The sequence below is a fragment of the Rhodococcus sp. MT28 genome, from assembly GCF_058792695.1.
On sequence record NZ_JBXAFD010000007.1, the window covers coordinates 198,076 to 220,578 of the forward strand.

General features: G+C 62.1%; 20 protein-coding genes, 1 tRNA gene and 1 pseudogene. 15 read left to right on the forward strand and 7 right to left on the reverse strand.

Going from position 1 to position 22,503, the window contains the following annotated elements:
• Positions 1-46 precede the first annotated feature (46 nt).
• Positions 47-1,381 carry a glycoside hydrolase family 183 protein gene (locus AC1Q6C_RS25820; RefSeq protein WP_007733338.1) on the reverse strand — a complete coding sequence of 445 codons (1,335 nt, stop codon included), beginning with the start codon at positions 1,379-1,381 and terminating at the stop codon, positions 47-49.
• Between the two features lie 268 nt (positions 1,382-1,649).
• On the opposite strand from AC1Q6C_RS25820, the gene gdhA reads away from it, so the two are divergent.
• The 4 genes from gdhA to AC1Q6C_RS25840 all read left to right on the forward strand — a co-directional run bounded on the left by gdhA (position 1,650) and on the right by AC1Q6C_RS25840 (position 5,655).
• On the forward strand, positions 1,650-2,993 hold the full coding sequence (gene gdhA / locus AC1Q6C_RS25825) for an NADP-specific glutamate dehydrogenase (RefSeq protein ID WP_003945368.1): 1,344 nt from the start codon (positions 1,650-1,652) through the stop codon (positions 2,991-2,993).
• A 484-nt stretch (positions 2,994-3,477) separates the two neighbouring features.
• A complete protein-coding gene (locus AC1Q6C_RS25830) occupies positions 3,478-4,737 on the forward strand; it encodes a PucR family transcriptional regulator (protein WP_003945374.1) in 1,260 nt (419 codons plus the stop codon).
• A gap of 363 nt (positions 4,738-5,100) precedes the next feature.
• Positions 5,101-5,244, forward strand: coding sequence for a hypothetical protein (locus tag AC1Q6C_RS25835; RefSeq protein ID WP_003945326.1), 144 nt, complete (start codon positions 5,101-5,103; stop codon positions 5,242-5,244).
• 243 nt (positions 5,245-5,487) lie between these two features.
• The gene (locus tag AC1Q6C_RS25840) at positions 5,488-5,655 is read left to right on the forward strand and encodes a hypothetical protein (protein ID WP_003945367.1); all 168 of its coding nucleotides are present in this window, start codon (positions 5,488-5,490) and stop codon (positions 5,653-5,655) included.
• 154 nt (positions 5,656-5,809) lie between these two features.
• Here the strand turns inward: AC1Q6C_RS25840 and AC1Q6C_RS25845 are convergent, their stop codons facing one another.
• Genes AC1Q6C_RS25845 through AC1Q6C_RS25855 form a run of 3 tightly spaced genes read right to left on the reverse strand, consistent with a single transcriptional unit; the run spans position 5,810 to position 8,326 of the window.
• Entirely contained in the window at positions 5,810-6,055 is a 246-nt protein-coding gene (locus AC1Q6C_RS25845) for a hypothetical protein (RefSeq protein WP_492666883.1), read from the reverse strand.
• A gap of 13 nt (positions 6,056-6,068) precedes the next feature.
• Entirely contained in the window at positions 6,069-7,241 is a 1,173-nt protein-coding gene (locus AC1Q6C_RS25850) for a fatty acid desaturase family protein (protein ID WP_003945297.1), read from the reverse strand.
• 35 nt (positions 7,242-7,276) lie between these two features.
• Positions 7,277-8,326, reverse strand: coding sequence for an FAD-binding oxidoreductase (locus AC1Q6C_RS25855; RefSeq protein ID WP_054831608.1), 1,050 nt, complete (start codon positions 8,324-8,326; stop codon positions 7,277-7,279).
• A 252-nt stretch (positions 8,327-8,578) separates the two neighbouring features.
• On the opposite strand from AC1Q6C_RS25855, the gene AC1Q6C_RS25860 reads away from it, so the two are divergent.
• The 3 genes from AC1Q6C_RS25860 (at position 8,579) to AC1Q6C_RS25870 (ending at position 11,046) form a co-directional block, all read left to right on the forward strand.
• On the forward strand, positions 8,579-9,274 hold the full coding sequence (locus AC1Q6C_RS25860) for a TetR family transcriptional regulator (protein WP_003945327.1): 696 nt from the start codon (positions 8,579-8,581) through the stop codon (positions 9,272-9,274).
• A gap of 35 nt (positions 9,275-9,309) precedes the next feature.
• Complete coding sequence (locus tag AC1Q6C_RS25865) at positions 9,310-10,149, forward strand: alpha/beta fold hydrolase (protein WP_003945355.1); 840 nt, start codon at positions 9,310-9,312, stop codon at positions 10,147-10,149.
• A 75-nt stretch (positions 10,150-10,224) separates the two neighbouring features.
• On the forward strand, positions 10,225-11,046 hold the full coding sequence (locus AC1Q6C_RS25870; RefSeq protein ID WP_007733332.1) for an acyl-CoA thioesterase: 822 nt from the start codon (positions 10,225-10,227) through the stop codon (positions 11,044-11,046).
• Here AC1Q6C_RS25870 and AC1Q6C_RS25875 read toward each other — a convergent pair.
• A complete protein-coding gene (locus AC1Q6C_RS25875; RefSeq protein WP_007733331.1) occupies positions 11,036-12,397 on the reverse strand; it encodes an MFS transporter in 1,362 nt (453 codons plus the stop codon). The two genes, AC1Q6C_RS25870 and AC1Q6C_RS25875, sit on opposite strands and share 11 nt — an antisense overlap.
• A 128-nt stretch (positions 12,398-12,525) precedes the next feature.
• Here AC1Q6C_RS25875 and AC1Q6C_RS25880 point away from each other — a divergent pair.
• The 5 genes and pseudogenes from AC1Q6C_RS25880 to lysA form a co-directional block, all read left to right on the forward strand.
• Positions 12,526-13,050, forward strand: a pseudogene (locus AC1Q6C_RS25880) (PadR family transcriptional regulator); the annotation flags it as partial.
• Between the two features lie 110 nt (positions 13,051-13,160).
• Positions 13,161-15,191, forward strand: coding sequence for an FAD-dependent oxidoreductase (locus tag AC1Q6C_RS25885; protein ID WP_492666884.1), 2,031 nt, complete (start codon positions 13,161-13,163; stop codon positions 15,189-15,191).
• A 19-nt stretch (positions 15,192-15,210) separates the two neighbouring features.
• Entirely contained in the window at positions 15,211-16,014 is an 804-nt protein-coding gene (gene cmrA, locus AC1Q6C_RS25890) for a mycolate reductase (RefSeq protein ID WP_007733327.1), read from the forward strand.
• Between the two features lie 172 nt (positions 16,015-16,186).
• Entirely contained in the window at positions 16,187-16,624 is a 438-nt protein-coding gene (locus AC1Q6C_RS25895; protein ID WP_492666885.1) for a hypothetical protein, read from the forward strand.
• 150 nt (positions 16,625-16,774) lie between these two features.
• Positions 16,775-18,118, forward strand: coding sequence for a diaminopimelate decarboxylase (gene lysA / locus AC1Q6C_RS25900; protein ID WP_492666886.1), 1,344 nt, complete (start codon positions 16,775-16,777; stop codon positions 18,116-18,118).
• Positions 18,119-18,137: 19 nt separating this feature from the next.
• Here lysA and AC1Q6C_RS25905 read toward each other — a convergent pair whose 3' ends face one another.
• Positions 18,138-19,877 carry a helicase HerA-like domain-containing protein gene (locus AC1Q6C_RS25905; RefSeq protein WP_269613693.1) on the reverse strand — a complete coding sequence of 580 codons (1,740 nt, stop codon included), beginning with the start codon at positions 19,875-19,877 and terminating at the stop codon, positions 18,138-18,140.
• A gap of 120 nt (positions 19,878-19,997) precedes the next feature.
• On the opposite strand from AC1Q6C_RS25905, the gene orn reads away from it, so the two are divergent.
• Both orn and AC1Q6C_RS25915 read left to right on the forward strand, forming a co-directional pair.
• A complete protein-coding gene (orn, locus tag AC1Q6C_RS25910; protein ID WP_024487359.1) occupies positions 19,998-20,597 on the forward strand; it encodes an oligoribonuclease in 600 nt (199 codons plus the stop codon).
• A gap of 84 nt (positions 20,598-20,681) precedes the next feature.
• Positions 20,682-20,754, forward strand: a tRNA-His gene (locus AC1Q6C_RS25915).
• Between the two features lie 292 nt (positions 20,755-21,046).
• Here AC1Q6C_RS25915 and AC1Q6C_RS25920 read toward each other — a convergent pair.
• Entirely contained in the window at positions 21,047-21,457 is a 411-nt protein-coding gene (locus AC1Q6C_RS25920) for a MerR family transcriptional regulator (RefSeq protein WP_099698696.1), read from the reverse strand.
• A 55-nt stretch (positions 21,458-21,512) separates the two neighbouring features.
• Between AC1Q6C_RS25920 and AC1Q6C_RS25925 the strand changes: the two genes are divergently transcribed.
• A complete protein-coding gene (locus tag AC1Q6C_RS25925) occupies positions 21,513-22,475 on the forward strand; it encodes an oxidoreductase (RefSeq protein ID WP_492666887.1) in 963 nt (320 codons plus the stop codon).
• Positions 22,476-22,503 lie beyond the last annotated feature (28 nt).

Below are 22,503 nucleotides of genomic sequence, written 5' to 3' on the forward strand. Positions count from 1 at the left end.
TGCAACTCGATCGAGTTGCAGGCCATAGTTGTCGAATCTTGCTCGGCTAGCGGTCTTCCGGCATCGTGACTTCGAGTACGCGAGCCTCACCGGTGGTCGCGGGGTCAGGACGATCGCGCGAATCCGACGACGCCATCTGGAGTCCGTTCAAATCGGTCCGCATGTAGATGACGTTGTAACGGTCCCACGTGGTGGCGACGAATTCGAGGAACTGTCCGCTCGCCCACGGGTGCATGAATCCGCCGTACAACGCGGGCAACGTGATTCCACTCAACAGGGTCTGCGTACCACTCCACGGGCCTTGCGGTTGGTCGGCCTGACGGATCACCAGGTTGCCCTCGGCACTGGTGTACATGGCAACGTACTTGTTCAGGTAGTCGTTCCACTGCACTGCGAGTTCACTGACCGGTGCCTTGATGACCTGAACGGCATCGGTATCTCGCGGACTCCAACCGGAGCCGTCCCAGTATTCGTAGGCGCCGAGATTTCTGATGTCGGCGCCGGCCACTCGCGCCAGGATCGCCTTACCGAAACGACCTGAGGGAGTTCCGTATTCGTAAATGTAGCCGTCCCGACCGTCGAGGAAGGCGCTCTGCTGGAAGTTGGAATTGATCGGCGATACTGCCGGAATCCCCGGAATGCCAAGTCCTTCGGTATTGGCGCGAACTGTCGCCGGATCGAGTTCCCAGTTCTCACCGTTGTCCGTGGAGAAGGCCAGAGCCGAGTAGTTGGTGGTCCAGGCTCCAGGTTCGTCCCACGACCGAACGGACATGAATCTGATGTACTGCACACCACCGTAAGAGATTCCAGCGGTCGGGATGGTGGTGAACTCACCCGGAATGCCGAATCCCGGAATGATCTCCTTGGAATGATTGGGGCCGTCCAAAGGAGAACTGTCGATCTTCATCCCGTCGGCAATGGCGGTGTCGTTGCTGCGGAACAATACGTTGCTGCGCCAGTCGTCACCCGGGGTGTCGCAGTCGCCCACCGTGTCGCCGAATGCCATCAGCACGTCGTGATCCGGCCCCGAAAGACCGTTGTCCCACATGATTCCGAGGTCGGTACCCGACACGTTGAACCGCTCGATGGTGTTGTTGGGACTGCCTGGGCCAGTGACCATTTCGATCGCCTTGGTCCGGCCGGTCAGCACCGGCAGAGCACCGTTGGGGGCGCCGGTGATCCAAGGCAGCGCGTTGGCGAGGGAGCCGGTACCGGCGGATCCACTGCCGAGCGATCCGGTCAGCGAGCCGAGCGAACCCGTCATCGATCCGGCGGAACCACTTCCTCCCGAACCGCACGGTCCACCGATCGCCGACGCAGACGGTGCTGCGGCAATCGTCGCGGCAATCGTGACGACGCCTATCGACAACATCGCCGACATGGAGTGTTTATTACGCACGTGCAGCCCCTCTGATCATTTCGACTCGTTCGGACCACAGGCACAGTGATCCCCGACCGCAGAAGCAAACCATTTGGAATGTGTTAAGAGAGTGAAAGCTGAGCAAATTGTTATAAATCGCCCGTTCAACTGACACAAGTGACAGCTGTGTCCGATTTCACCTTCACAGGACAGTTGTCCGATACAGCAATAAAGGCGCCTAGTATGTAACGGAAATGTAAAAGAGTTCTCACAACGAGGTAGGTGAGCGGTGTCCGTACGTGACCGCGTAGCGCAGATTTACGATCAGGTTTTGGTTCGCAATGCAGGAGAGCCCGAGTTCCATCAGGCCGCCGCAGAGGTCTTCGAGTCTCTTCACGTAGTGCTCGAACGCCACCCCCGCTACGCCGACGCCGGACTCATCGAGCGGCTCTGCGAGCCGGAACGCCAGATCATCTTCCGCGTGCCGTGGACCGACGACCAGGGCAACGTTCACGTCAACCGTGGCTTCCGCGTGCAGTACAACAGTGCACTCGGCCCCTACAAGGGCGGCCTGCGCTTCCACCCCAGCGTCAACCTGGGCATCGTGAAGTTCCTCGGCTTCGAGCAGATCTTCAAGAACTCACTCACCGGCCTGCCCATCGGCGGCGGCAAGGGTGGCTCGGACTTCGATCCCAAGGGCCGCTCCGACGCAGAGGTCATGCGCTTCTGTCAGTCCTTCATGACCGAACTGCAGCGTCACATCGGTGAATACACCGACGTTCCGGCCGGCGACATCGGCGTCGGCGGTCGCGAGATCGGCTACCTGTTCGGTCAGTACAAGCGGCTGACCAACACGTACGAGTCGGGCGTCCTCACCGGCAAGGGCATCACCTGGGGCGGATCGCAGGTTCGCACCGAGGCCACCGGCTACGGCGTCGCGTACTTCGTCGCCGAAATGCTCAAGGCGAAGGGTGAAGGCCTCGAAGGCAAGAACGTCGTGATCTCCGGATCCGGCAATGTCGCCATCTACGCAATCCAGAAGATCCACCAGCTCGGCGGCGTCGCGATCGCCTGCTCGGATTCCTCGGGATACATCGTGGACAAGAAGGGCATCGATCTCGACCTCCTCAAGGAGATCAAGGAAGTTCGCCGCGGCCGCATCAGCGAGTACGCCGACGCAGTTCCGCATGCCGAGTTCATCGCCGACGGTTCCATCTGGGACGTGCCGTGCGACGTCGCACTCCCCTGCGCGACTCAGAACGAGCTCGACGAAGATGCCGCAAAGACCTTGATCGCCAACGGCGTTCAGGCCGTTGCCGAAGGCGCGAACATGCCCACCACCCCCGGTGGCATCCAGCTCTTCCGTGACGCGAACGTAGCCTTCGCACCCGGCAAGGCGGCCAACGCCGGTGGCGTTGCAACCTCCGCTCTCGAAATGCAGCAGAATGCTTCGCGTGATTCCTGGAGCTTCGAGTACACCGACGAGCGTCTCGCCGGAATCATGCGCGGCATCCACAAGCGCACCATCAACACCGCTGCCGAGTACGGAAAGCCCGGCGACTACGTGCACGGCGCGAACATTGCCGGCTTCGTGAAGGTGGCCGACGCCATGATTTCACTGGGCGTCATCTAGAGATTTCCGCACCACAGACAGCAGTACAAAAAGGGTGATTTCATCCTGAACCGGTTCCCGTACATCGGACTGGTCGAATCAATACCTAGGCCTCGAGGGCCCTGGGTCCGCGAGGACCCAGGGCCCTCGAGCTTGCTCCGAGCAAATCGCCCGCGACGAGCACCGTAGGCGCGGCAATGATCCCAGACCGAACTCGTGGTGTCCTCCGAAACCGTTTTCCGCTCTGACGTCGAAAAACACCGTAAGTGGACGATTGTTTAGGTCCGCAGCGCGTGGGGCATATGGACTTATCTTCACATTTGTCCATTTCACAGTTGGACGATCGTTCATGTGGTAGAAATCACAACGCCTGGCGCAATTCGATCCGCAAATTTCAGCGGCGAGTATGCCCCCGAACAAGGCCTCAGCGTGTACCCCGCTTCGTAACGCGCCGAGCCTCCGGGTGCCTGTGCCAGGCGACGCACCTGTCTAGAGGAGGCCACCCATGTCCCCAGCGCTGCTGAACAACCCGGGACCGCTCATGTTGGGAGGCAAGCCCGCCTCCACAGCGGTCAACGACGTCATCCCACTGGCAAGCGATCTCGTAGATCACCTGTCCCGTGCCAACCCGACGTTGACTTCCCTCCAAACGGAGGCAGTACGTCGGGAACTGATTGCGGTGATCGTGCAGGGGCTCCAAGTGGGGATCCAGCTATTGGATCACCGCAAACTTCCCACCGACCAAGAGTTGGACGGCATTCACACGATGACCGTCCAACAAGCATTGAAAGGCGTGCCACTCAGCGCGATCCTCAACTTGACCAACGAGGGCATCAGCACTTTTCGCACCCTCATCCTCAGCCGGGCCGACGCCGAGGACTCCGCCAATCTCGGGGATCTCAACGAGTTCTTGTTCGCACTTGCGCAGCGGCTTCACTCGTTCATCTCGATCAGCTATCTTTCGGCTCTTCCTGCCGGTTCCCAACTCGGGGAATACTCCGCCGGCGCTCTCGTGAAAGCCATGCTGGACGGCGACGATCCCACCCAGCTTGCGTTGCAGATGGGCGTTGAACTCGCACCCCGCTATCTCGTCCTGCGGCTCCTGGTGAACCTGCCGCCCATCCGCCCGGGAGCACGCAACGGCAACCACCAGCGCATACAGGCCTACCGTGACCTCTCCGTCGCTCAATCGAAAATCGCGGCCCACTTCGGGTCGGCGCTGCTCGAAGCTCCTGCACCGCAACGTGGTCTGGTCCTGATCGAGGGCACACCCGACTGGGGAACAGTGTGCGAGGTCATCCAACGCGCACGCGCGACGGTCGGGGTGGAGATCACAGCAATCGCCGAGAACGCCGCGGTACGAGATATCGCCGCCGCCCAAGCAACCACTCACGAATTGGCGCAACTCGTGCGGCGCCTGAGACTGCCGGCGCGGTCCTACCGAATGGAAGACCTCGCGCTCGAGTATCAACTCACTCGGGGTGGCGCAGGCCGCGACAGCTTGATCAATCTTCTCAAGCCACTCGACGGCAATCCGGAACTGCTGCAGACATTGTCCATACATCTCGCCAACGGCCAGCATCGTCAGCGCACCGCGTCGGCGCTCGGCCTGCACACCAACACCGTCGACAATCGAATCAAGCGCATCGCAACCCTGACCGGATTGGATCCGGCCCTGCCCTCTGAACTGCTCAAACTGCGCGCTGCCATGATCTCGCTGACCTTCGCAAGCACTGATGTGGACAATCGTCCAGCGAAAATGTGAACACTCACATCCTCGCTATTAGCTGTCCACGTGTGGCGCCTGGACCCCACTTTTCCGCTCCGAACCGGGCTATAAAAGTGTGGTGCGAATCACCGCGCAAACCAGTAACAATTAAGGGGAAACACATGATCAACGGCCAGGATAACGCTCTCCTCGGTGCCTTCTTCGACACCATCCTGCAGCTCTTCAACGCGGGCAGCACCGGCACGGGCTCGACGGATGGCGGCGGCGTCTCCTAGGACGAATCTCGGGCCCTGTGCGAGAGAATCTCTCGCACAGGGCCCGCTCCAAGCCGCCTGACACTGTGATGGCGGTGACCACGGTGACCACCACGTCGCCACCGCTGAAACCAGGAGCAAGCACATGATCGCCGCACCAACCACAGGCGCTTTGGCCGTCGTTTTGAACACCGTCCTACAGATGTTCAACGCCGGCAGCAGTTTCCTCTACACCGACAACTCTCCGATTGGCGGCGGCGGCGAAACTCCCACGACGCCTGCTCCCTGATCGACTTACCCGCTCGCATCACACAGTCGCGGCACAGACAGGAACCACCGTGATAAACCAGCACACCCTGGGCAGCCTGGTCATCGACTTCGGCTCACTCTCCCGAGCACTCGGCTTCGGCAACGGCTCCATCGTGTCGCTCGGCAGCACCGGAAGTGGCTGAAACAGCCCGCCTGACCACGTCGACGATCCCGTCGCCGCTCACCTTCTCACCACATCTCGAAACAGAAAGCAGGTCCCCCTGTGCCTACAATTCCGCTCACCGGCGACCCCATCGTCATCAACATCATCGTCCAGCTACTGAGCGCGGGCAGCAGCAATGCACTCGCACTGGGCGGAGTCGGTAGCAGCGGTCTCGGTAGCACCGGGCTCGGCAGCTTCGACTCGGCGAGCCTCGGCAGCGCTGCTTAGGACCTCACTTGTGATCGGCGTTCGATCCGCGTCTTCGGCCGCCGAGGCAGTCCACGAAACCCGCGTTGCCCTCCGTCATCTGTGACGGAGGGCAACGTGGTCGTTCAGGCGAGACGGCTCGCGGTTGCGCGATCAGGCCGTCCGCCGCGGTGAATCAACGCCAGTCTTCAGGTGGATCGCTGTCGTCGTGCTCGATGGTCACGGACTCCGAACGATCGTCAGCTGCAGCATTTTTCGCTGCTTCACGCATCTCGATTCCGTCGGACACCCAGTCGCCGATCTCGCGCGTCACGTCTCGAACGGCCCCGGCGATGATCATCGCGATCGAGCCCACGTGGTTGGCTGCACTTTCGGTCAGTTCCTGGACCGTGTCCTTGCGGCGTTCGAATTTCCCGACCATCAGTGTGTGCCTCTCAGGCTGCAGTTCGCTGGCGCTCGACGATAACACCGGGAGGGGTCGTCGACTTGACCAAACCGGGCGGAAGAGCGAGCTTGAAGATCTTGCCCCATACCGAACCGATCTGCTTGAAGAACCCACCAGTGTTGTACGGCAAACCGTACTTCCCACACAATTCTTTCACCTGGGGAGCGAGTTCCGGATAACGATGCGCAGGCAGGTCCGGGAACAGGTGGTGCTCGATCTGGTGCGAGAGGTTGCCGGACATGATGTGGAAGAGCGGGCTTCCCTCGATGTTGGCGCTGCCGAGCATCTGACGCACGTACCACTGCCCGCGAGTCTCGTCGGCCGTCTCGTCCTCGGTGAAACTCTGGACACCGGTGGGGAAATGGCCACAGAAGATGATCGAGTACGTCCACACGTTCCGGACCAGGTTGGCGGTGACATTCCCCGCGAGAGTGGTCACGAACAGCGGCCCCGTGAGAACCGGGAAGATGACGTAGTCCTTGAGGACCTGCTTGCCCGCCTTGTTCCACCAGCCCTTCAGGAGCGGCTTGACGTCGTGCCACTTGCGTTTGCCCTGGATGACGTTCTCGATCTCGAGATCGTGCATCATCACGCCCCACTCGAAGAGCACCATCAAGGCGAAGGCCCAGACCGGATTACCGAGGTAATAGGGGTTCCACTTCTGCGCGTCGTCGATACGCAGGATGCCGTATCCGATGTCACGGTCTTTGCCGAGAATATTGGTGTACGTGTGATGCATGTAGTTGTGCGAGTGACGCCACTGGTCGGCCGGGCACACCGTATCCCATTCGAAGACTTCGGAATTGAGCCCTGGTTCACGCATCCAGTCGTACTGACCGTGCATGACGTTGTGGCCGATCTCCATGTTGTCGAGGATCTTGGACACGCTCAATGCACCGACTGCCGCGAGCCACACCGGAGGCAGGAAGCCGAGATACATCAAGCCGCGACCTGCGACCTCGAACCCGCGCTGAGCCTTGATGATCTTGTAGATGTACTCCCGATCCTCCGCCCCGAGCGAGGCGACGGTGCGATCGCGCAATGCGTCCAACTCGCGGCCGATCTCCTCGACCTGCTCGTACGTCAGGACGACGGGAGCGTCGTCCTTCGCATCGGAACCGTTGCCGAGGAACGGGAGGGTGGGAAGTGAAAGTCCAAACATGTCGGTCTCCAGACAGTCGTGTGGAAAATGGGACTTCAGATGTCGACGGTGACGTCGCCGACGGGAGCACTGACGCACAGCTGGATCTTCTTGTCCGGCTCGTCGTCTGTCTCACCGGTGCGCACGTTTCGGGTACGGCCCGCCTTCTTGACGGAGGTGCAGGAGAAGCAGATTCCCATCCGGCATCCGTACTCGGGATTGAGGCCCGCAGCTTCTGCTTGTTCGAGAAGTGTTTCGCCGGAGTTCTCGGCCGCCACCCCACTTTTGGTGAATGACACCTCGCCGCCGGCCTCCCCCGGCTCGGCCACCGCCGGCGCGAACTCCTCGGTGTTGAGCAAGTGCTCGACGTCGACCTCACGGAACACCTCACGCACTCCCCGCATCAGTCCGGGAGGTCCGCAGAGATAAGCCTGAGCGTCGATCGTGTCCGGATCGGCGATCCAAGGAGCCACCGCGTCGAGGTGCCCGCGATCGAAGAAACCTTCGAGGTCACCTCCACCGCTTTCGGTGTACACGAGTACCAGTTTCACGTTCGGGTTCTGCTCGGCGATGGTCTTCAGCGCGCGCGTGTACGCCACGTCGGCATCGGTGTTCGCGTAATGCACGAACACGATCTCGCCCGAGTGCTGCTCCTCCACCAGCGTCCGAAGCATCGACATGACCGGGGTGATTCCACTGCCGCCACTGATCAACAACACCCGACGCGGGCGGTCGACGGGAAGGGAGAACACCCCGTCTGCCTGCGAGAGGCTGACAACGAGCCCGGGCGCTGCGTTGGCGTACAGATACTGCGACACCAAGCCACCCGGATGCGCTTTGACGGTGAGCTCGATCAGCCCGCTGCGCGTAGACGCGCCCCCGGCCGGCGAGTAGCAGCGAGTGTGACGAACACCGTCGATCACCACGCCCAACTGCACGAACTGGCCCGCCTGAAAACCGCGCCACTGGCGCGTCGGGCGCAGCGTGAGAGTGACGGAGTCAGCCGTCGGATGGTCGACAGCGACAACCTGCGCGCGAATGTCACGAACGGTCGCCATCGGGTTGACCAACTCGAGGTATCGGTCGATCTGATGTGGAGCAGCCATGGCTTCGATCAGTCCCACAAAGGACAGTCCGCGCCGAGGTGTGGACTTCGGTGTCGTGTTCTCAGGAGCAGATGCGATTGTCATGACCCTCCTCGTACTTCGATTGCCGGGTATCTCGATTGCTGGGCTAGCTTCCCCCGACTGCGTGAATTCAGTGTACAAATGTTCACCGAAGATAGTGTGACAGGTGCACACAAGTACATGTCAACAAGAATGTGATCCGAGTTACACGAGTTGCCGAAAGGAGCCGGAATGCCTGTACCTACACTCGACGTCGTGACGAAGGCCGGACCGGTGAACCCAGAGCGCAGGGAACCCGACAACAGGGAGCCGGAAAGTCGTGCCGCAAAGAAGGAACGCACACGCCAAGCACTCCTGGACACTGCCATGGACCTCTCGGCCGATCGCGGCTTCGCCGGAATCAGCTTGCGAGAGGTAGCCAGGGAAGCCGGGATCGTTCCGACGGCGTTCTACCGCCACTTCGCTTCACTGGAGGACGTCGGTGTCGTCCTCGTCGAAGAGAGCATGCGCATGTTGCGCCAGATGCTGCGCGACGCAAGGCGTAATCCCAGCACCAAGGACGCCGCTACGTCACTGGGCATCCTTGTGCGACAAGTGCATACACACGAGCGACAGTTTCGGTTCCTCTGCCGCGAACGCTACAGCGGCGTCAGTGAGGTACGACGTGCGATAGCCACTGAAATGCGGTTGTTCGTCAGCGAACTGACCATCGACCTCTCCAGAATTGCCGGACTGGAAAGCTGGTCGTCGGACGATCTGGAAATGGCTGCCGACCTGATCGTCTCGACGATGTTCAGCGCTGTCGTCGAACTGCTGGACGCCGGGACGGCCGGGTATCGCGACGAAGCCGCCGTCATCACACGAGCCGAGAAGCAACTGCGAGTCATCATGCTCGGAATGGCCACCTGGAATCCACCTCGAAACTGACCTCGGGTTCACCTTTTCGACGTACGGTGAGAGTCATGTCTTCCACGAGTACATACGAAATCCCCGTTGGCGACCTCACCTTCGACGTACTGATCTCGGGCCCGGACGACGGCATTCCGCTGGTAGCGCTGCACGGCTTCCCGGAGAGCGCCGCATCCTGGGGCAAGGTCACACCACTGCTCACCGCAGCGGGCTACCGCGTGATCGCACCGAATCAGCGCGGTTACTCCGCCGGCGCACGCCCCGAAGGGGTGGATGCCTACAAGATCGAGCACCTGGTAGCCGACGTCGTCGGATTGCTCGACGCACTCGGCCTGTCCGACGCGCATCTGGTCGGCCACGACTGGGGTTCGGCGGTCGCCTGGCAGGTCGCCGGTCGCCATCCGAACCGGATCCGCAGTCTGACCGCGATCTCGGTCCCCCACCCCACCGCCTTCGGCTGGGCACTCCGCGAGGACGAGGACCAAAAACAACGCTCGTCGTACATCGGACTTCTCCGACAGGAGGGCAAAGCCGAGGAAGTGTTGTCGGAGGACAACTTTCGCCGGCTGCGCGCCATGTTCGACGGCCAGATCGATCCTGAATTCGCCGACGAGCACATTCGTGTCCTGAGCGGGGAGGGCGCGCTGACCGGCGCCTTGAACTGGTACCGCGCGATGACCCGCGACTTCGGCGACATCGATCGCACCACCGTGCCGACCACGTATGTCTGGAGCACCGGCGACACAGCGCTCGGCCGCGCAGGCGCAGAACGCTGTGGTGAATTCGTGGACGCCCCCTACGAGTTCGTCGTGCTCGACGGCGGAAGTCACTGGATTCCGGAAGAGCGAGCCGAAGAGTTGGCCGAGGCGATCCTCGCACGTGCAGGATCCTGATCGCCGCGACGAATTCGGCTCTATGTATGTTGTCATACATAGAGCCGAATTGATTCCATCACCAGGAGTTCTGCGATGACCGAGACCGTTGCACCACCCCATCCTTTCGACGCTGCTGTCGGATTGACGCCACTCACCGCCGGCTTGTCGACCGGCGAGACCAATCCGGCGTACAACAACATGGTCGGGCCATTCGGCGGCGTCACCGCTGCCACGTTGCTCGAATCCGTACTGAAGCACCCCGAACGCCTCGGCGATCCGCTGTCGTTGACCGTCAACTTTGCCGGTCCGATCACCGAGGGCGCCTTCGAGATCTCCGCCCGGCCGGTGCGCACCAACCGCTCGACGCAGCACTGGTCCATCGAACTGTCTCAAGACGGAACCGTCGCCACTACCGCGACGGCAGTGTTCGGTACCAGGCGTGAAACCTGGTCGTCTACCGAGATCACGATGCCGGAAGTTCCGTCGGCCGAAGACGTTACGCTGCTGCCGTTCCCCGAGTTCATCGCCTGGGCACAGAACTACGAGATGCGCTTTGTCGAGGGTGCGATCCCCGACCTGGAGTCGGGCGAGCATCCCGACTCGACCACGACACTCTGGGTGCGCGATCAACCGGCACGCGCTCTCGACTTCACGTCGCTGACCGCACTGTGCGATGTCTTCTTCCCACGAGTCTTCTTGCGCCGAGGCAAGATGGCTCCGGCTGGAACGGTCTCGATGACCATCTACTTCCACGCCGACGCTCAGACGCTGACCGAACAGGCAGACAATTCCGTCCTGGGAACGGCGCGGACCCAACGGTTCGGAAACGGATACTTCGATCAGTCGGCCGAAATTTGGGGCAGTGACGGCGCATTGCTCGCTACGACACACCAGTTGGTCTACTTCAAGGATTGACGGGAAGCGCACTGTCCCCTTCCGGCGCTTTCACCATCGACAATGCGGCAAGACCGACGCCGAGAACCACCAGCAGTCCGATGATGCCGGCACGGTCTGCACCGAAGAGCCAAGCAAACAGGCCGAACAGTGTCGGCGCCAAAAACGACACTGCTCGGCCTGTGGTCGCATACAGGCCGAACATCTGACCTTCACGCCCAGGCGGGGTGATGCGCGCCAAGAAGGTTCGTGCCGAAGACTGAGCGGGCCCGACGAAGAGGCAGAGCGCGAGACCGAAGATCCAGAACATCACCGGCCCTGACACCGCGATCAATATTGCGCCGACCACGATCATCGACGCCAGCGAGACGGTGATGACCTGTTTCGGTCCGATCCGATCGTCGAAACGTCCGGCCACCAATGCACCGATTGCGGAAATCACGTTGGCCGCAACACCGAACAACAGCACGTCGGCCGCACTGATCCCGTAGACGTTGACAGCCAGCACGGCTCCGAAGGTGAACACGCCCGCGAGACCGTCACGAAAGAGCGCGCTCGCGATCAGGTACCAGATCGTGCGCCTGTCGACGTTCCAGAGTTCGCGCAGATCGCGCCACAACACCCGATAGGAGTCGAGGAACCCGGCCTTGGACGCTCCCGGATCGACCGCGGGGCTGGGCAACTCGGGAACCTTGAAGAACACCGGAATCGCGAAGACCGCGAACCACACTGCAGCCAGCAGTGCCACCATCCGGATGTTCATGCCGCCGTCGGTGGTCAATCCCAGGAATCCCCGAGTGTCACCGTCGCCGACGATGAACCCGAAGTAGCACAGCAACAGCAGCACGATTCCGCCGAAATATCCCATGGCCCAGCCGAAGCCGGAGACTCTACCCAGATTCTCCGGTGTCGACACCTGCCGCATCATGGCGTTGTAGGGAACGCCGGCCAGTTCGAAGATCACCGAACCGATTGCGAGCAGAACCAATCCGAGCCACAGATAGCGGTAGTTGTCTTCGACGAAGTAGAGGCCCGCCATCGAGAGCACGGTGATGCCGGTCAGTATCGCGAGCGAGAGTTTACGTTTACCCGACGCATCGAAACGTTGTCCGGTGATCGGAGCGAGAATCGCGATGAAGAAGCCGGCGATTCCGAGTGCCCAGCTGAGCCACGTAGTTGCCGAAATCGTGCCGGGAAGGTCGTCACCGACCGCGTCGGTGAGATATACCGAGAAGACGAACGTGAGGATCACTGCGTTGAATGCGGCCGATCCCCAATCCCACAGCCCCCATGCGAACACTTGACTCTTCGTGGCCGCACCGCCGATGCCTGCGGGTGGCTCTGCCTGCGTGCTCGTGGACTCGGCGCTCATACGGCGAAGCCTAACTGCGCGCGGGCGACTCGGCGCCTCTCTCCGAAGTCGACATACAAGACGCTCTATGCACCCGAGTTAGTACGCACTTAGTTGCATACGCACCTGAGTGCATAGATACTTTTTCCATGGCACTCGAACATGCGTTGCTCGTCTCCCTTTCCGAACAGGATGCGTCGGGATACGACCTCACACGCCGGTTCGACAAGTCGATCGGCTTCTTCCACAGCGCGACGCACCAGCAGATCTACCGAGTCCTCAAGCGAATGGACGAGGCAGGCTGGGTGGAGGTGGAGGCCATCGCGCAGGACGGCCGACCGGACAAGAAGATGTACCGCGTCAGCGATGCCGGCCGCGCCGAACTGACCCGATGGATCGCAGAGCCGTCCGAACCGAACCACCTGCGCAACGAGTTGGCCATCAAGATCAGGGCCGCTGCGCACGCCGATCTCCCCGCTCTACGACGCGAAGTCGCTCGCCACCGCGACGGCCACGCCGCCCGCCTCGACGTCTACCGACTCATCGAAAAGCGTGACTTCCCCAATCCAGCGGCGCTTTCCGGCTCTTCACTGCACCAGTACCTCGTACTTCGCGGCGGCATCCGCGTCGAGGAAGGATTCACCGACTGGTGCCAGGAAGTTCTGGACGCATTGCCCACTGGCGAGTACGCCATCGAAGACACCGGCGAGTACGCCACCGAAGACACTGGCGAGCCCGCCACCGAAGACACTGGCGAGTACGCCACGGAAGGACATCTTCAGTCATGACGGATACACAGTTCCCCCGCCTGCTCGAACCGCTCGACCTCGGATTCACGACGCTGAAGAACCGCGTCGTCATGGGATCGATCCACACCGGCCTCGAAGATCGCGCGAAGGACACCGACCGCTTGGCCGAGTACTTCGCCGAACGTGCCCGTGGCGGAGTCGGCTTGATCATCACCGGCGGCTACGCGCCCAACCGCACCGGTTGGCTCTTGCCCTTCGGCGCCAAGCTGACCAACCGCATCGAAGCGCGCCGTCACCGCCGGATCACCAAGGCGGTTCACGACGCGGGTGGAAAGATCGCCATGCAGATCCTGCACGCCGGCCGCTACAGCTACCAGCCGTTCAGTGTCTCCGCGTCGTCGATCAAGGCGCCCATCAATCCGTTCCGTCCGCGCAAGCTGACCGGCCGTGGGGTGCGTTGGCAGATCCGGAACTACGTTCGCTGCGCGCGTCTGGCCAAGTCCGCGGGTTACGACGGCGTCGAAATCATGGGCGGTGAGGGCTACTTCATCAACCAGTTCCTCTGCGAGCGCACGAACAAGCGCACCGACCAGTGGGGCGGCAGTTCCGAGAACCGTCGACGCATGGCAGTCGAAATCGTGCGACGCACACGCAAGGCCGTCGGCCCGAACTTCATCATCGTGTTCCGGTTGTCGATGGCAGACCTGGTCGAGGGCGGTCAGACCTGGGATGAAATCGTCTCATTGGCAAAGGAAGTCGAAGCTGCCGGCGCCACGATCATCAACACCGACATCGGATGGCACGAGTCACGGGTGCCCACCATCGTCACCTCGGTTCCCCGAGCAGCCTTCGTGGACATCACGAGCAAGCTCGAGAAGCACGTCGGCATTCCGGTAGCCGCCTCGAATCGGATCAACATGCCCGAGACTGCCGAAGAGATCCTCAACCGCGGTGACGCGCAGTTGATTTCGATGGCCAGGCCGATGCTCGCCGATCCCGACTGGGTGAACAAGGCAGAACGCGGAGCGTCCGACGAGATCAACACGTGCATTGCCTGCAACCAAGCCTGCCTCGACCACGCCTTCGTTCACAAGCAGGTCTCCTGCCTGCTCAATCCGCGCGCGGGCCGTGAGACCACGCTGATCCTCTCCCCCACTCGGCGGACCAAGAATCTCGCCGTCGTCGGCGCCGGTCCTGCCGGACTTTCCGCAGCACTCAATCTTGCTCAGCGTGGTCATTCGGTCACGTTGTTCGAGGCCTCGGACAAGATCGGCGGGCAATTCGGGATCGCACAGCTCATTCCGGGTAAGGAAGAGTTCGCCGAGACCATTCGCTACTACACCCGCATGCTGGACGTGGCCGGAGTGACGGTCAAGCTCGAAACCCGCGTCGCACCGGCAGATCTCATCGGCTCCTTCGACGAAGTCGTGGTTGCCACCGGCGTGACGCCGCGGGTTCCCAAGATCCCCGGCATCGAGAACCCGAAGGTGCTGACCTACGCCGAGGTCGTCCGAGAGGGCAAGCCCGTCGGCAAGTCCGTCGCCGTCATCGGTGCCGGCGGCATCGGCGTCGACGTGAGCGAATTCCTCACGCACCCCACTTCCCCCACTCTTCATCTCAAGGAGTGGAAGCAGGAATGGGGCGTCACCGAGCCCGAAATGGCCCCGGGCGCTCTCACCACTCCGGTACCAGGGCTCTCCGAGCGGGAGGTCTATCTCCTCCAACGCAAGCCAGGACGCATCGGCGCCGGCCTCGCGAAGACCACCGGCTGGGTCCACCGGGCGGCCCTCAAGAACAAGGGCGTCCACGAGCTCTCGGGCGTCAACTACGAGCGCATCGACGACGCCGGCCTGCATATCACCTTCGGTGAGAAGCACGAGAAGCCCCGACTTCTCGAGGTCGACACCATCGTCATCTGCGCCGGGCAGGAGTCGGTTCGCGATCTCGTGGACGAACTGACCGTCGCGGGTGTGGTGACCCACATCATCGGCGGCGCGGATGTCGCTGGCGAACTCGACGCCAAGCGTGCCATCGAACAGGGCACACGACTGGCCGCGAAGATCTGACCGGCTACGCTGACTGATCGTGAGCCTGCCGACACCCACAACCACAGCCCGCGCCGTAGTGACCGGCGCCTCCTCCGGCATCGGAGAGGCACTGGCCGCTGATCTGGCATCACGCGGACACTCCCTGATCCTCGTTGCCCGTCGTGGCGAGGTCATGGAGGCCCTCGCCGAGAAGCTTCGCGCCGCGCACGGCGTCGAGGTGGAGGTCCGTGCATCGGACCTCTCCGACAGCGCGGCGCGTGCCGTTCTGGTCGAGGAACTCGGTGGCCGCGACATCAGCATCCTGTGCAACAACGCCGGTATCGCCACCTTCGGGCCGATCGCCGAGCTGGACCCGGCCTACGAGCGCGACCAGGTCGAGCTCAACGCCGTTGCAGTGCACGATCTCACGCTGGCCGTGCTGCCCGGCATGCTCGCGCGCAAGTCCGGAGCCATCCTGATGGTCGGGTCCGCGGCCGGCAACATGCCGATCCCCAACAACGCGACGTACGCAGCCACCAAGGCGTTCGTGAACACCTTCGCGGAATCGTTGCGAGGTGAACTCAAGGGCACCGGAGTGAACGTCACCCTGCTCGCGCCAGGCCCCGTTCGCACCGAAACCCCGGACCCGGCCGAAGCATCGATCGTCGACAAGCTCGTCCCGGACTTCTTCTGGATCTCGAGCGAGTACACCGCCAAGGTCTCGCTCGACGGCCTGGCCGAGAACAAGATGCGCGTCGTACCGGGCATCTTGAGCAAGGCGATGTCCGTCGCGGGCGGTTACAGCCCGCGTGCCGTCGTTGCGCCCATCGTGGGCACGTTCTACAAGAAGCTCGGCGGCTGATTCACTCAAACTTCTCAGAGCAGGCCATAGCAGACCATATAGTCGGTTAATGGCGATGCGAAGAACACTGGCAGTCGGGGCAATCCTTCTTTTGACCGGAGGGTTGCCCTTACTGCTGCCCACGGCAGCGAATGCATGTTCGTGCGCATCATCGGCTACCCCGGAAGAAGCCGTGAGCGTCTCCAGCACCGTTTTCCTCGGGACTCCGACGGAGAAAACTTCGGACGGATTCGAGGACACCTACCTGTTCGACGTCAGCCGGGTCTACAAAGGCGATCTGGCATCGGTGACGTCGGTGGGGACACTCGCGAACGGGAACGGTTGTGGCACAAGCTACGTGCTCGGCACCGAGCAGCTGATGTTCGTTTCTGCGCCGTACGACGTCGACGCCGAGCACGAGGGGCACAGCTGCGGGCCGGCTACCGAAACCGGGTTCGACATCCAAGCGGCGGTCGAGTCCGTGTACGGCGCCGGTTACGCCCCGAGCCCCGGCGGAACTCCGTCCGTTGGTGTGTCCGCCGACCGATCGACGATCATCGGCGGAGGCGCCGCGGTGGCATTGCTCGCGGTGCTCGGTTGGTTCGGATGGAGGCGGCGACGGGCACAGTGAGTCCACGGGCACAGTGCCGAGGCCGTCAGAGCCGCGTCAACCTCGTTCGGCGGCGCGTCAAGTAAGCGTCAAGATCCGCCCCACCGGTGATCTTCGGGAGTAGATCTGAAAGTAGCCCGCAACACGGCGGGTCACCTTCAGGAGATCGACGTGACGCTACTCGAAATCTTCCCCTCCCTACGCGGCGCAATGACACCGCGTATGGATCCTGCGTTGTGGCCCATCAGTACTCGCCACGACCACAGCGGGCGTGTCTGCATCGGCGACGTCTCCCTCGAAGAGATCGCGGACCAGTACGGCACACCGACGTACGTCGTCGACGAGGCGGACGTGCGGCACCGCTGCCGCACGTATCGAGAGATCTTCCCCGACTCGGAGATCGTGTACGCCGGCAAGGCACTGATGATTCGAGCGATGGCTACCTGGGTCTCCGACGAGGGACTCGGGGTGGATGTCTGTTCCGCCGGTGAACTCGCCGTCGCGCTTGCCGCGGGCGTGGACCCCCACCGAATCATCCTGCACGGCAATGCCAAATCGGTTTCCGAACTGAGGGCGGCGGTCAACGCGGGTGTCGGCCGGATCGTCCTCGACTCCCCCAGCGAAGCGGTACGGCTCGCGTCGGTGTGCACCCACCGACAGAAGGTGTTGGTCAGAGTCACACCCGGCATCGACATACACGGACACAAGGCAGTGTCCACGGGCATCGTGGACCAAAAGTTCGGCCTACCAGCGTTTTCCGAAGAACTGGAACATACGGTATCCGTCGTCGCCAACGCGACGCACCTGCAACTCATCGGCCTGCATTGCCATCTCGGCTCCCAGATCACCGATCCCGAACTCTTCCGCCCCGCGATCGAGACGATGATCGCACAGATGGACGACATACGACGCACGCATCGAATCATCCTCACCGAACTCGATCTCGGCGGTGGCCATGGGATCGCATACATGCCGGGAGACGCCCAATTGGATCTGACCCGCCTCGCTCACGTCATCGACGAAACTCTCGACGACGCGTGCACCCGAAACCGCTTCCCTCGCCCCGAAATCGTGCTCGAGCCTGGCCGAGCGATCGCCGCGCGGGCCGGAGTCACGCTCTATCGCGTACAGAACATCAAGACGATCAGCGGGGGACGAACCTTCGTCTCCGTCGACGGCGGGATGAGCGACAACCCTCGGGTGTCGTTGTACGACAGCCACTACGACGTCGAACTGGTGAACCGACATTCGCGCGCACCGCTCCAGGAAGTCACCGTCGCCGGGCGACACTGCGAATCGGGCGACGAAATTGCCGTCGGAGCAAGGCTTCCCGCCGACCTACATGAAGGTGACCTGTTGGCAGTGCCGTGTACGGGCGCATACCACCACAGCATGGCCTCCACCTACAACAGCGTCGGCCGGCCGCCGGTCGTCGCCGTGCTGGGCGGGATTGCGCGGCCGTTGATCAGGCGCGAATCGATCAACGACCTGCTGGCCCGCGAGGTCGGCATCTGACCTCGCGGGCGCCTGAGCCTCAGCGCCTGCGGCGACTACCGGTGCCGAAGATGTTTCGCGAAATCTCGCGTCCCGCAGCCGAAGCCGCCGAGCGCAGGAAACTCTTGACAGCCGAGTTGCCCAAGATCTGCTCGGCGATGTTGGGGCCCTCCGGCTCGGCCGGCGGCGGTGGCGGCAGATCGGGCAGCGACGGAAGATCCAGGGACTGATCCGCTGTCGGAGCACCGGCCACCTTGGCCGTCAGCTTCTCGTACGCCGACTCGCGGTCGATGGTCTGGCCGTACTTCTGATTCAGGGGACTCGACGACGCGGCCGCCTTGATCGCGTCGTTGCCGATGGTGTCCATCAGCGACCTCGGAGGACGAATCTTGGTCCAGGCCACCGGCGTCGGCGCACCCTTTTCCGAGAGTACGGTCACGATGGCTTCACCGATGCCGAGTGAAGTCAGTGCCTTTTCCAGGTCGTAGTGCTCGGTCTTCGGGTACGTGCGGACGGTCTTGTTGAGGGCTTTCTGATCGTCGGGCGTGAAGGCACGCAGGGCGTGCTGAACCCGCGCACCCAACTGTGACAGCACCGAATTCGGAATGTCGGTCGGAAGTTGCGTGCAGAAGAACACACCGACGCCCTTGGAACGAATGAGCTTGACCGTCTGTTCCACCTGCTGAAGGAAGGCCTTCGACGCGTCCGCGAACAGAAGGTGCGCCTCGTCGAAGATGAACACGAGCTTCGGCTTGTCCAGATCTCCCTCTTCGGGCAGCGTCTGGAACAGGTCCGCGAGCACCCACATCAGGAAGGTGGAGAACATTGCCGGGCGCGCCGCCTGGGCACCGAGTTCGAACAGCGTGATCACACCGGCACCGCCGACGACACGCAGCAGATCCTCGGTTTCGAGTTCCGGTTCACCGAAGAAGGTGTCACCACCATCTGCTTCGAGGTTGACCAACGCGCGCAGAATCACTCCCGCCGTCGCCGAGGAAACTCCGCCGATACCCTTCAGATCGGCCTTGCCCTCAGCGCTCGTCAGGTGCGCGATGACCGAACGCAGATCCTTGAGGTCCAGCAGGGCGAGGCCCTGAGTGTCGGCCCAGTGGAAGATCAGCCCGAGTGTCGATTCCTGGGTCTCGTTGAGGCCCAACACTTTACTGAGCAGGATCGGCCCGAAACTGGTGATGGTCGCGCGCACCGGGATACCGATTCCGTCCGTTCCCAACGACAAGAACTCGACTGGCATCCCAGCGGGAGTCCACGAATCGTCGCCCGTCTCGACTGCGCGAGACTTCATCTTCTCGCTCGGATCCCCCGCCTTCGACAGACCCGAGAGATCGCCCTTGACGTCGGCCATCACAACCGGCACACCCGCGGCGGACAGCTGCTCGGCGATGCCCTGCAACGTCTTGGTCTTGCCGGTACCCGTCGCACCGGCGATCAGACCGTGACGGTTGATCGTCGCCAACGGAATCCGCACCCGTGCGGTGGGATCTGCCACACCGTCGATCACCACCGAGCCGAGCTCGAGTGCCCGCCCCTCGGATGAATAGCCCGCCGCGATTTCAGCGGCAGCACCCGAGGGCGCCTGAGCAGCGGGGGTGGCTCCGGCCGATGCTTCGGCCTCGGCGGCAGCCGCTTCCTTCTCTGCTTCCTCAGCTGCTGCAGCGGCTTCAGCTGCAATCCGAGCGGCTTCGGCAGCGGCAGCCTTGGCCGCTTTCGCCTTCTCCGCCGGCGTCGGCGGCGCTGCTCCGTCCTTCGGATCCACGGTCATCGAAAAGCCCTCCTCGTTGCAATGCGGCGAAGTTCTTGTCATCACCCGAACGCCGTCTCACACACGTCGAGTTTCCACCGCAGACCTTATCCCGCGCCCGCGCGCACTACTGTGTTCCTGGTGCAGGACAAATTGGTATGGATCGATTGCGAAATGACCGGGCTGCGACTCGAGTCGGACAAACTCATCGAGATTGCGGCTCTGGTGACCGACAGCGACTTGAACATCTTGGGCGAAGGTGTGGACATCGTCATCCACGCCGACGACGACGCGTTGGCTGCAATGCCCGACGTCGTGAAGAAGATGCACGCAAAGTCGGGACTGACCGAAGAGGTTCGTAAGTCGACGGTCACCCTCGCCGAGGCGGAGAAAGAGGTGCTCGCGTACATCCGCAAGCACGTTCCCGTCGCCGGTACGGCTCCCCTGGCAGGCAATTCAATCGCCACCGACCGCGGATTCATCTCACGGGACATGACGGCGCTGGACACATACCTGCACTACCGGATGATCGACGTCAGCTCCATCAAAGAACTCTCCCGCCGCTGGTACCCGCGAATCTACTTCGGCCAGCCCGAAAAAGGTCTCGCCCACCGGGCACTCGCCGACATCAAGGAATCCATCCGCGAACTCAAGTACTACCGCGGCACTGCATTCGTCGCGGCGCCCGGACCGTCGAGCGCGGAGATTGCAGCCGTCGTAGAGGGCTTGGGTCCCGCCTGACCTGCCGATTGGCTTCCTGACCGACTTTCGCGCTAGTATCTCTTTCGTCAAAGCAGCCGGGTCAAACCGGTGGCCGAGGCAATGGTGGGCGTAGTTCAGTTGGTAGAGCACCAGGTTGTGATCCTGGCTGTCGCGGGTTCGAGTCCCGTCGCTCACCCAAGCGGAACCCCCGAAGATGTCGAAAGACATTTTCGGGGGTTCTTTTGGTTTGTGCGCCAGCCGCAATCTCCCCTTCCACAGCCGGGTGAACGTATCGCTCCCCTTCTCTGGCGGGGGCAGCGATACGTTCACCCGAAGTGGGTGGGGTGGCGACCGCGACAAATCGCGCGCTCCCGAGCAACCCGTGCCCGAGCCGAGCGAACGTACCTCTGGTCGCCTCAGAAAGACCGAAAGCCACTTTCGCTCGCATCGGGGTAGCTGGAATTCGCCGCAAATGGCCCAGCCGTCGATCACTCGGGCGACGGTTGCGGCTCCCAGACACCTACGACGGTCCCCTCGCGAACATGTCGCTCGTACGCCGAAACCTTGTCGTGGATGACGTTCAGGTTTTCCTGCATCGCAGCGATCCTGGATCGAATCAACTCCTCATGCGACTGTAAAAGTGAAAGCCGTTCCTTCTCGTTTCCCGGCCCTGACCTGACGAGTGCGGCGAATTCGCGGATCGTTGCGATCGGCATACCCGAGTCTCGGAATCGATTGCACAGCTTCAACCAAGAGACATCGCTTTCGGAGTACACCCGACGCCCACCTGCCGAGCGCGCCACCTCGTGAACGAGCAATTCCTCACGTTCGAAGTATCGAAGGGAATCGATACTGATTCCGGTCTGGACAGCGACGTCACCGATTGACAGTTCGCGCATTACCTGGCGACCTTTCCTTGACCTGGAGTGCACTCCAGATTTTACGGTCGCAGTCATGAATTCCATCCAGCGCAAAATCAGCACCGGATACTCCCGAGTCTCCACTGCCGACGACGTACTTGCCGGACAAGATTTAACAGGCACTACGGCTTTGGTCACCGGCGGGTACTCCGGACTCGGATATGAGATTTCGCAGTCACTTTCTTCGGTCGGCGCGCGAGTTGTAGTTCTTGCCCGCCGACCAGAACAGGCACGGAGGGCGGTGGCCGACCTTCCGGGTATCGAAGTGCGAGCGTGCGACCTGTCGGACCCGAGCAGTGTCAGATCGTGTGCGCGAGAAATTCTCGAATCCCGGATCACTCCGGACATCATCATCTGCAATGCGGGGGTCATGGCCTGCCCGGAACGCCGTGTCGGCTCCGGATGGGAATCACAATTCGCGATCAATCACCTCGGGCACTTTGTACTGGTGAACCTGCTTGTGCCAGCCATGCCCGCAAACGGCTCTCGCGTCGTCGCTGTCTCGTCGGCGGGACATTTTCTGTCGGGAGTGCGTTGGAATGACATACATTTCCGCAACGGTTACGACCGCTGGCTTGCGTACGGTCAAGCCAAGACTGCAAATGCTCTATTCGCTGTACAGCTGGCGAACTCCGGTGCTTCACGCGGTATCAGTGCGTTCTCCGTCCATCCCGGGAGCATCCTCACTCCCCTTCAACGTCACTTCTCGGCATCGGAGAAACACGATCTCGGATGGACGACGTCGAATGGCGACGCCGTGCCGGGGTTCAAGACTCCCTCCCAGGGCGCCGCTACAACGGTGTGGGCAGCGACGGCACCGATACTCGCCGATCACTCCGGCGCGTATCTCCAGGACTGCAACATCGCGGACGTCGCGCAGACTGATGACATGAGCGTCGGCGGCGTGAAGCCTTGGGCTACCGATCCCGCCGACGCACGCAGATTGTGGGCACTGTCCGCTGAGATGACCGGAGTGGACGCGTTCGGTCGACGCTGACACCGAGCGAACGTACCTCCCGTCGCCT

Coding starts and splice junctions, on each gene's coding strand:
- AC1Q6C_RS25820 (WP_007733338.1), bottom strand. CDS start 1,381: ATGTCGGCGATGTTGTCGATAGGCGTCGTCACGATTGCCGCGACGATT.
- AC1Q6C_RS25830 (WP_003945374.1), top strand. CDS start 3,478: ATGTCCCCAGCGCTGCTGAACAACCCGGGACCGCTCATGTTGGGAGGC.
- AC1Q6C_RS25835 (WP_003945326.1), top strand. CDS start 5,101: ATGATCGCCGCACCAACCACAGGCGCTTTGGCCGTCGTTTTGAACACC.
- AC1Q6C_RS25845 (WP_492666883.1), bottom strand. CDS start 6,055: ATGGTCGGGAAATTCGAACGCCGCAAGGACACGGTCCAGGAACTGACC.
- AC1Q6C_RS25850 (WP_003945297.1), bottom strand. CDS start 7,241: ATGTTTGGACTTTCACTTCCCACCCTCCCGTTCCTCGGCAACGGTTCC.
- AC1Q6C_RS25855 (WP_054831608.1), bottom strand. CDS start 8,326: ATGGCTGCTCCACATCAGATCGACCGATACCTCGAGTTGGTCAACCCG.
- AC1Q6C_RS25860 (WP_003945327.1), top strand. CDS start 8,579: ATGCCTGTACCTACACTCGACGTCGTGACGAAGGCCGGACCGGTGAAC.
- AC1Q6C_RS25865 (WP_003945355.1), top strand. CDS start 9,310: ATGTCTTCCACGAGTACATACGAAATCCCCGTTGGCGACCTCACCTTC.
- AC1Q6C_RS25870 (WP_007733332.1), top strand. CDS start 10,225: ATGACCGAGACCGTTGCACCACCCCATCCTTTCGACGCTGCTGTCGGA.
- AC1Q6C_RS25875 (WP_007733331.1), bottom strand. CDS start 12,397: ATGAGCGCCGAGTCCACGAGCACGCAGGCAGAGCCACCCGCAGGCATC.
- AC1Q6C_RS25885 (WP_492666884.1), top strand. CDS start 13,161: ATGACGGATACACAGTTCCCCCGCCTGCTCGAACCGCTCGACCTCGGA.
- AC1Q6C_RS25905 (WP_269613693.1), bottom strand. CDS start 19,877: ATGACCGTGGATCCGAAGGACGGAGCAGCGCCGCCGACGCCGGCGGAG.
- AC1Q6C_RS25920 (WP_099698696.1), bottom strand. CDS start 21,457: ATGCGCGAACTGTCAATCGGTGACGTCGCTGTCCAGACCGGAATCAGT.
- AC1Q6C_RS25925 (WP_492666887.1), top strand. CDS start 21,513: ATGAATTCCATCCAGCGCAAAATCAGCACCGGATACTCCCGAGTCTCC.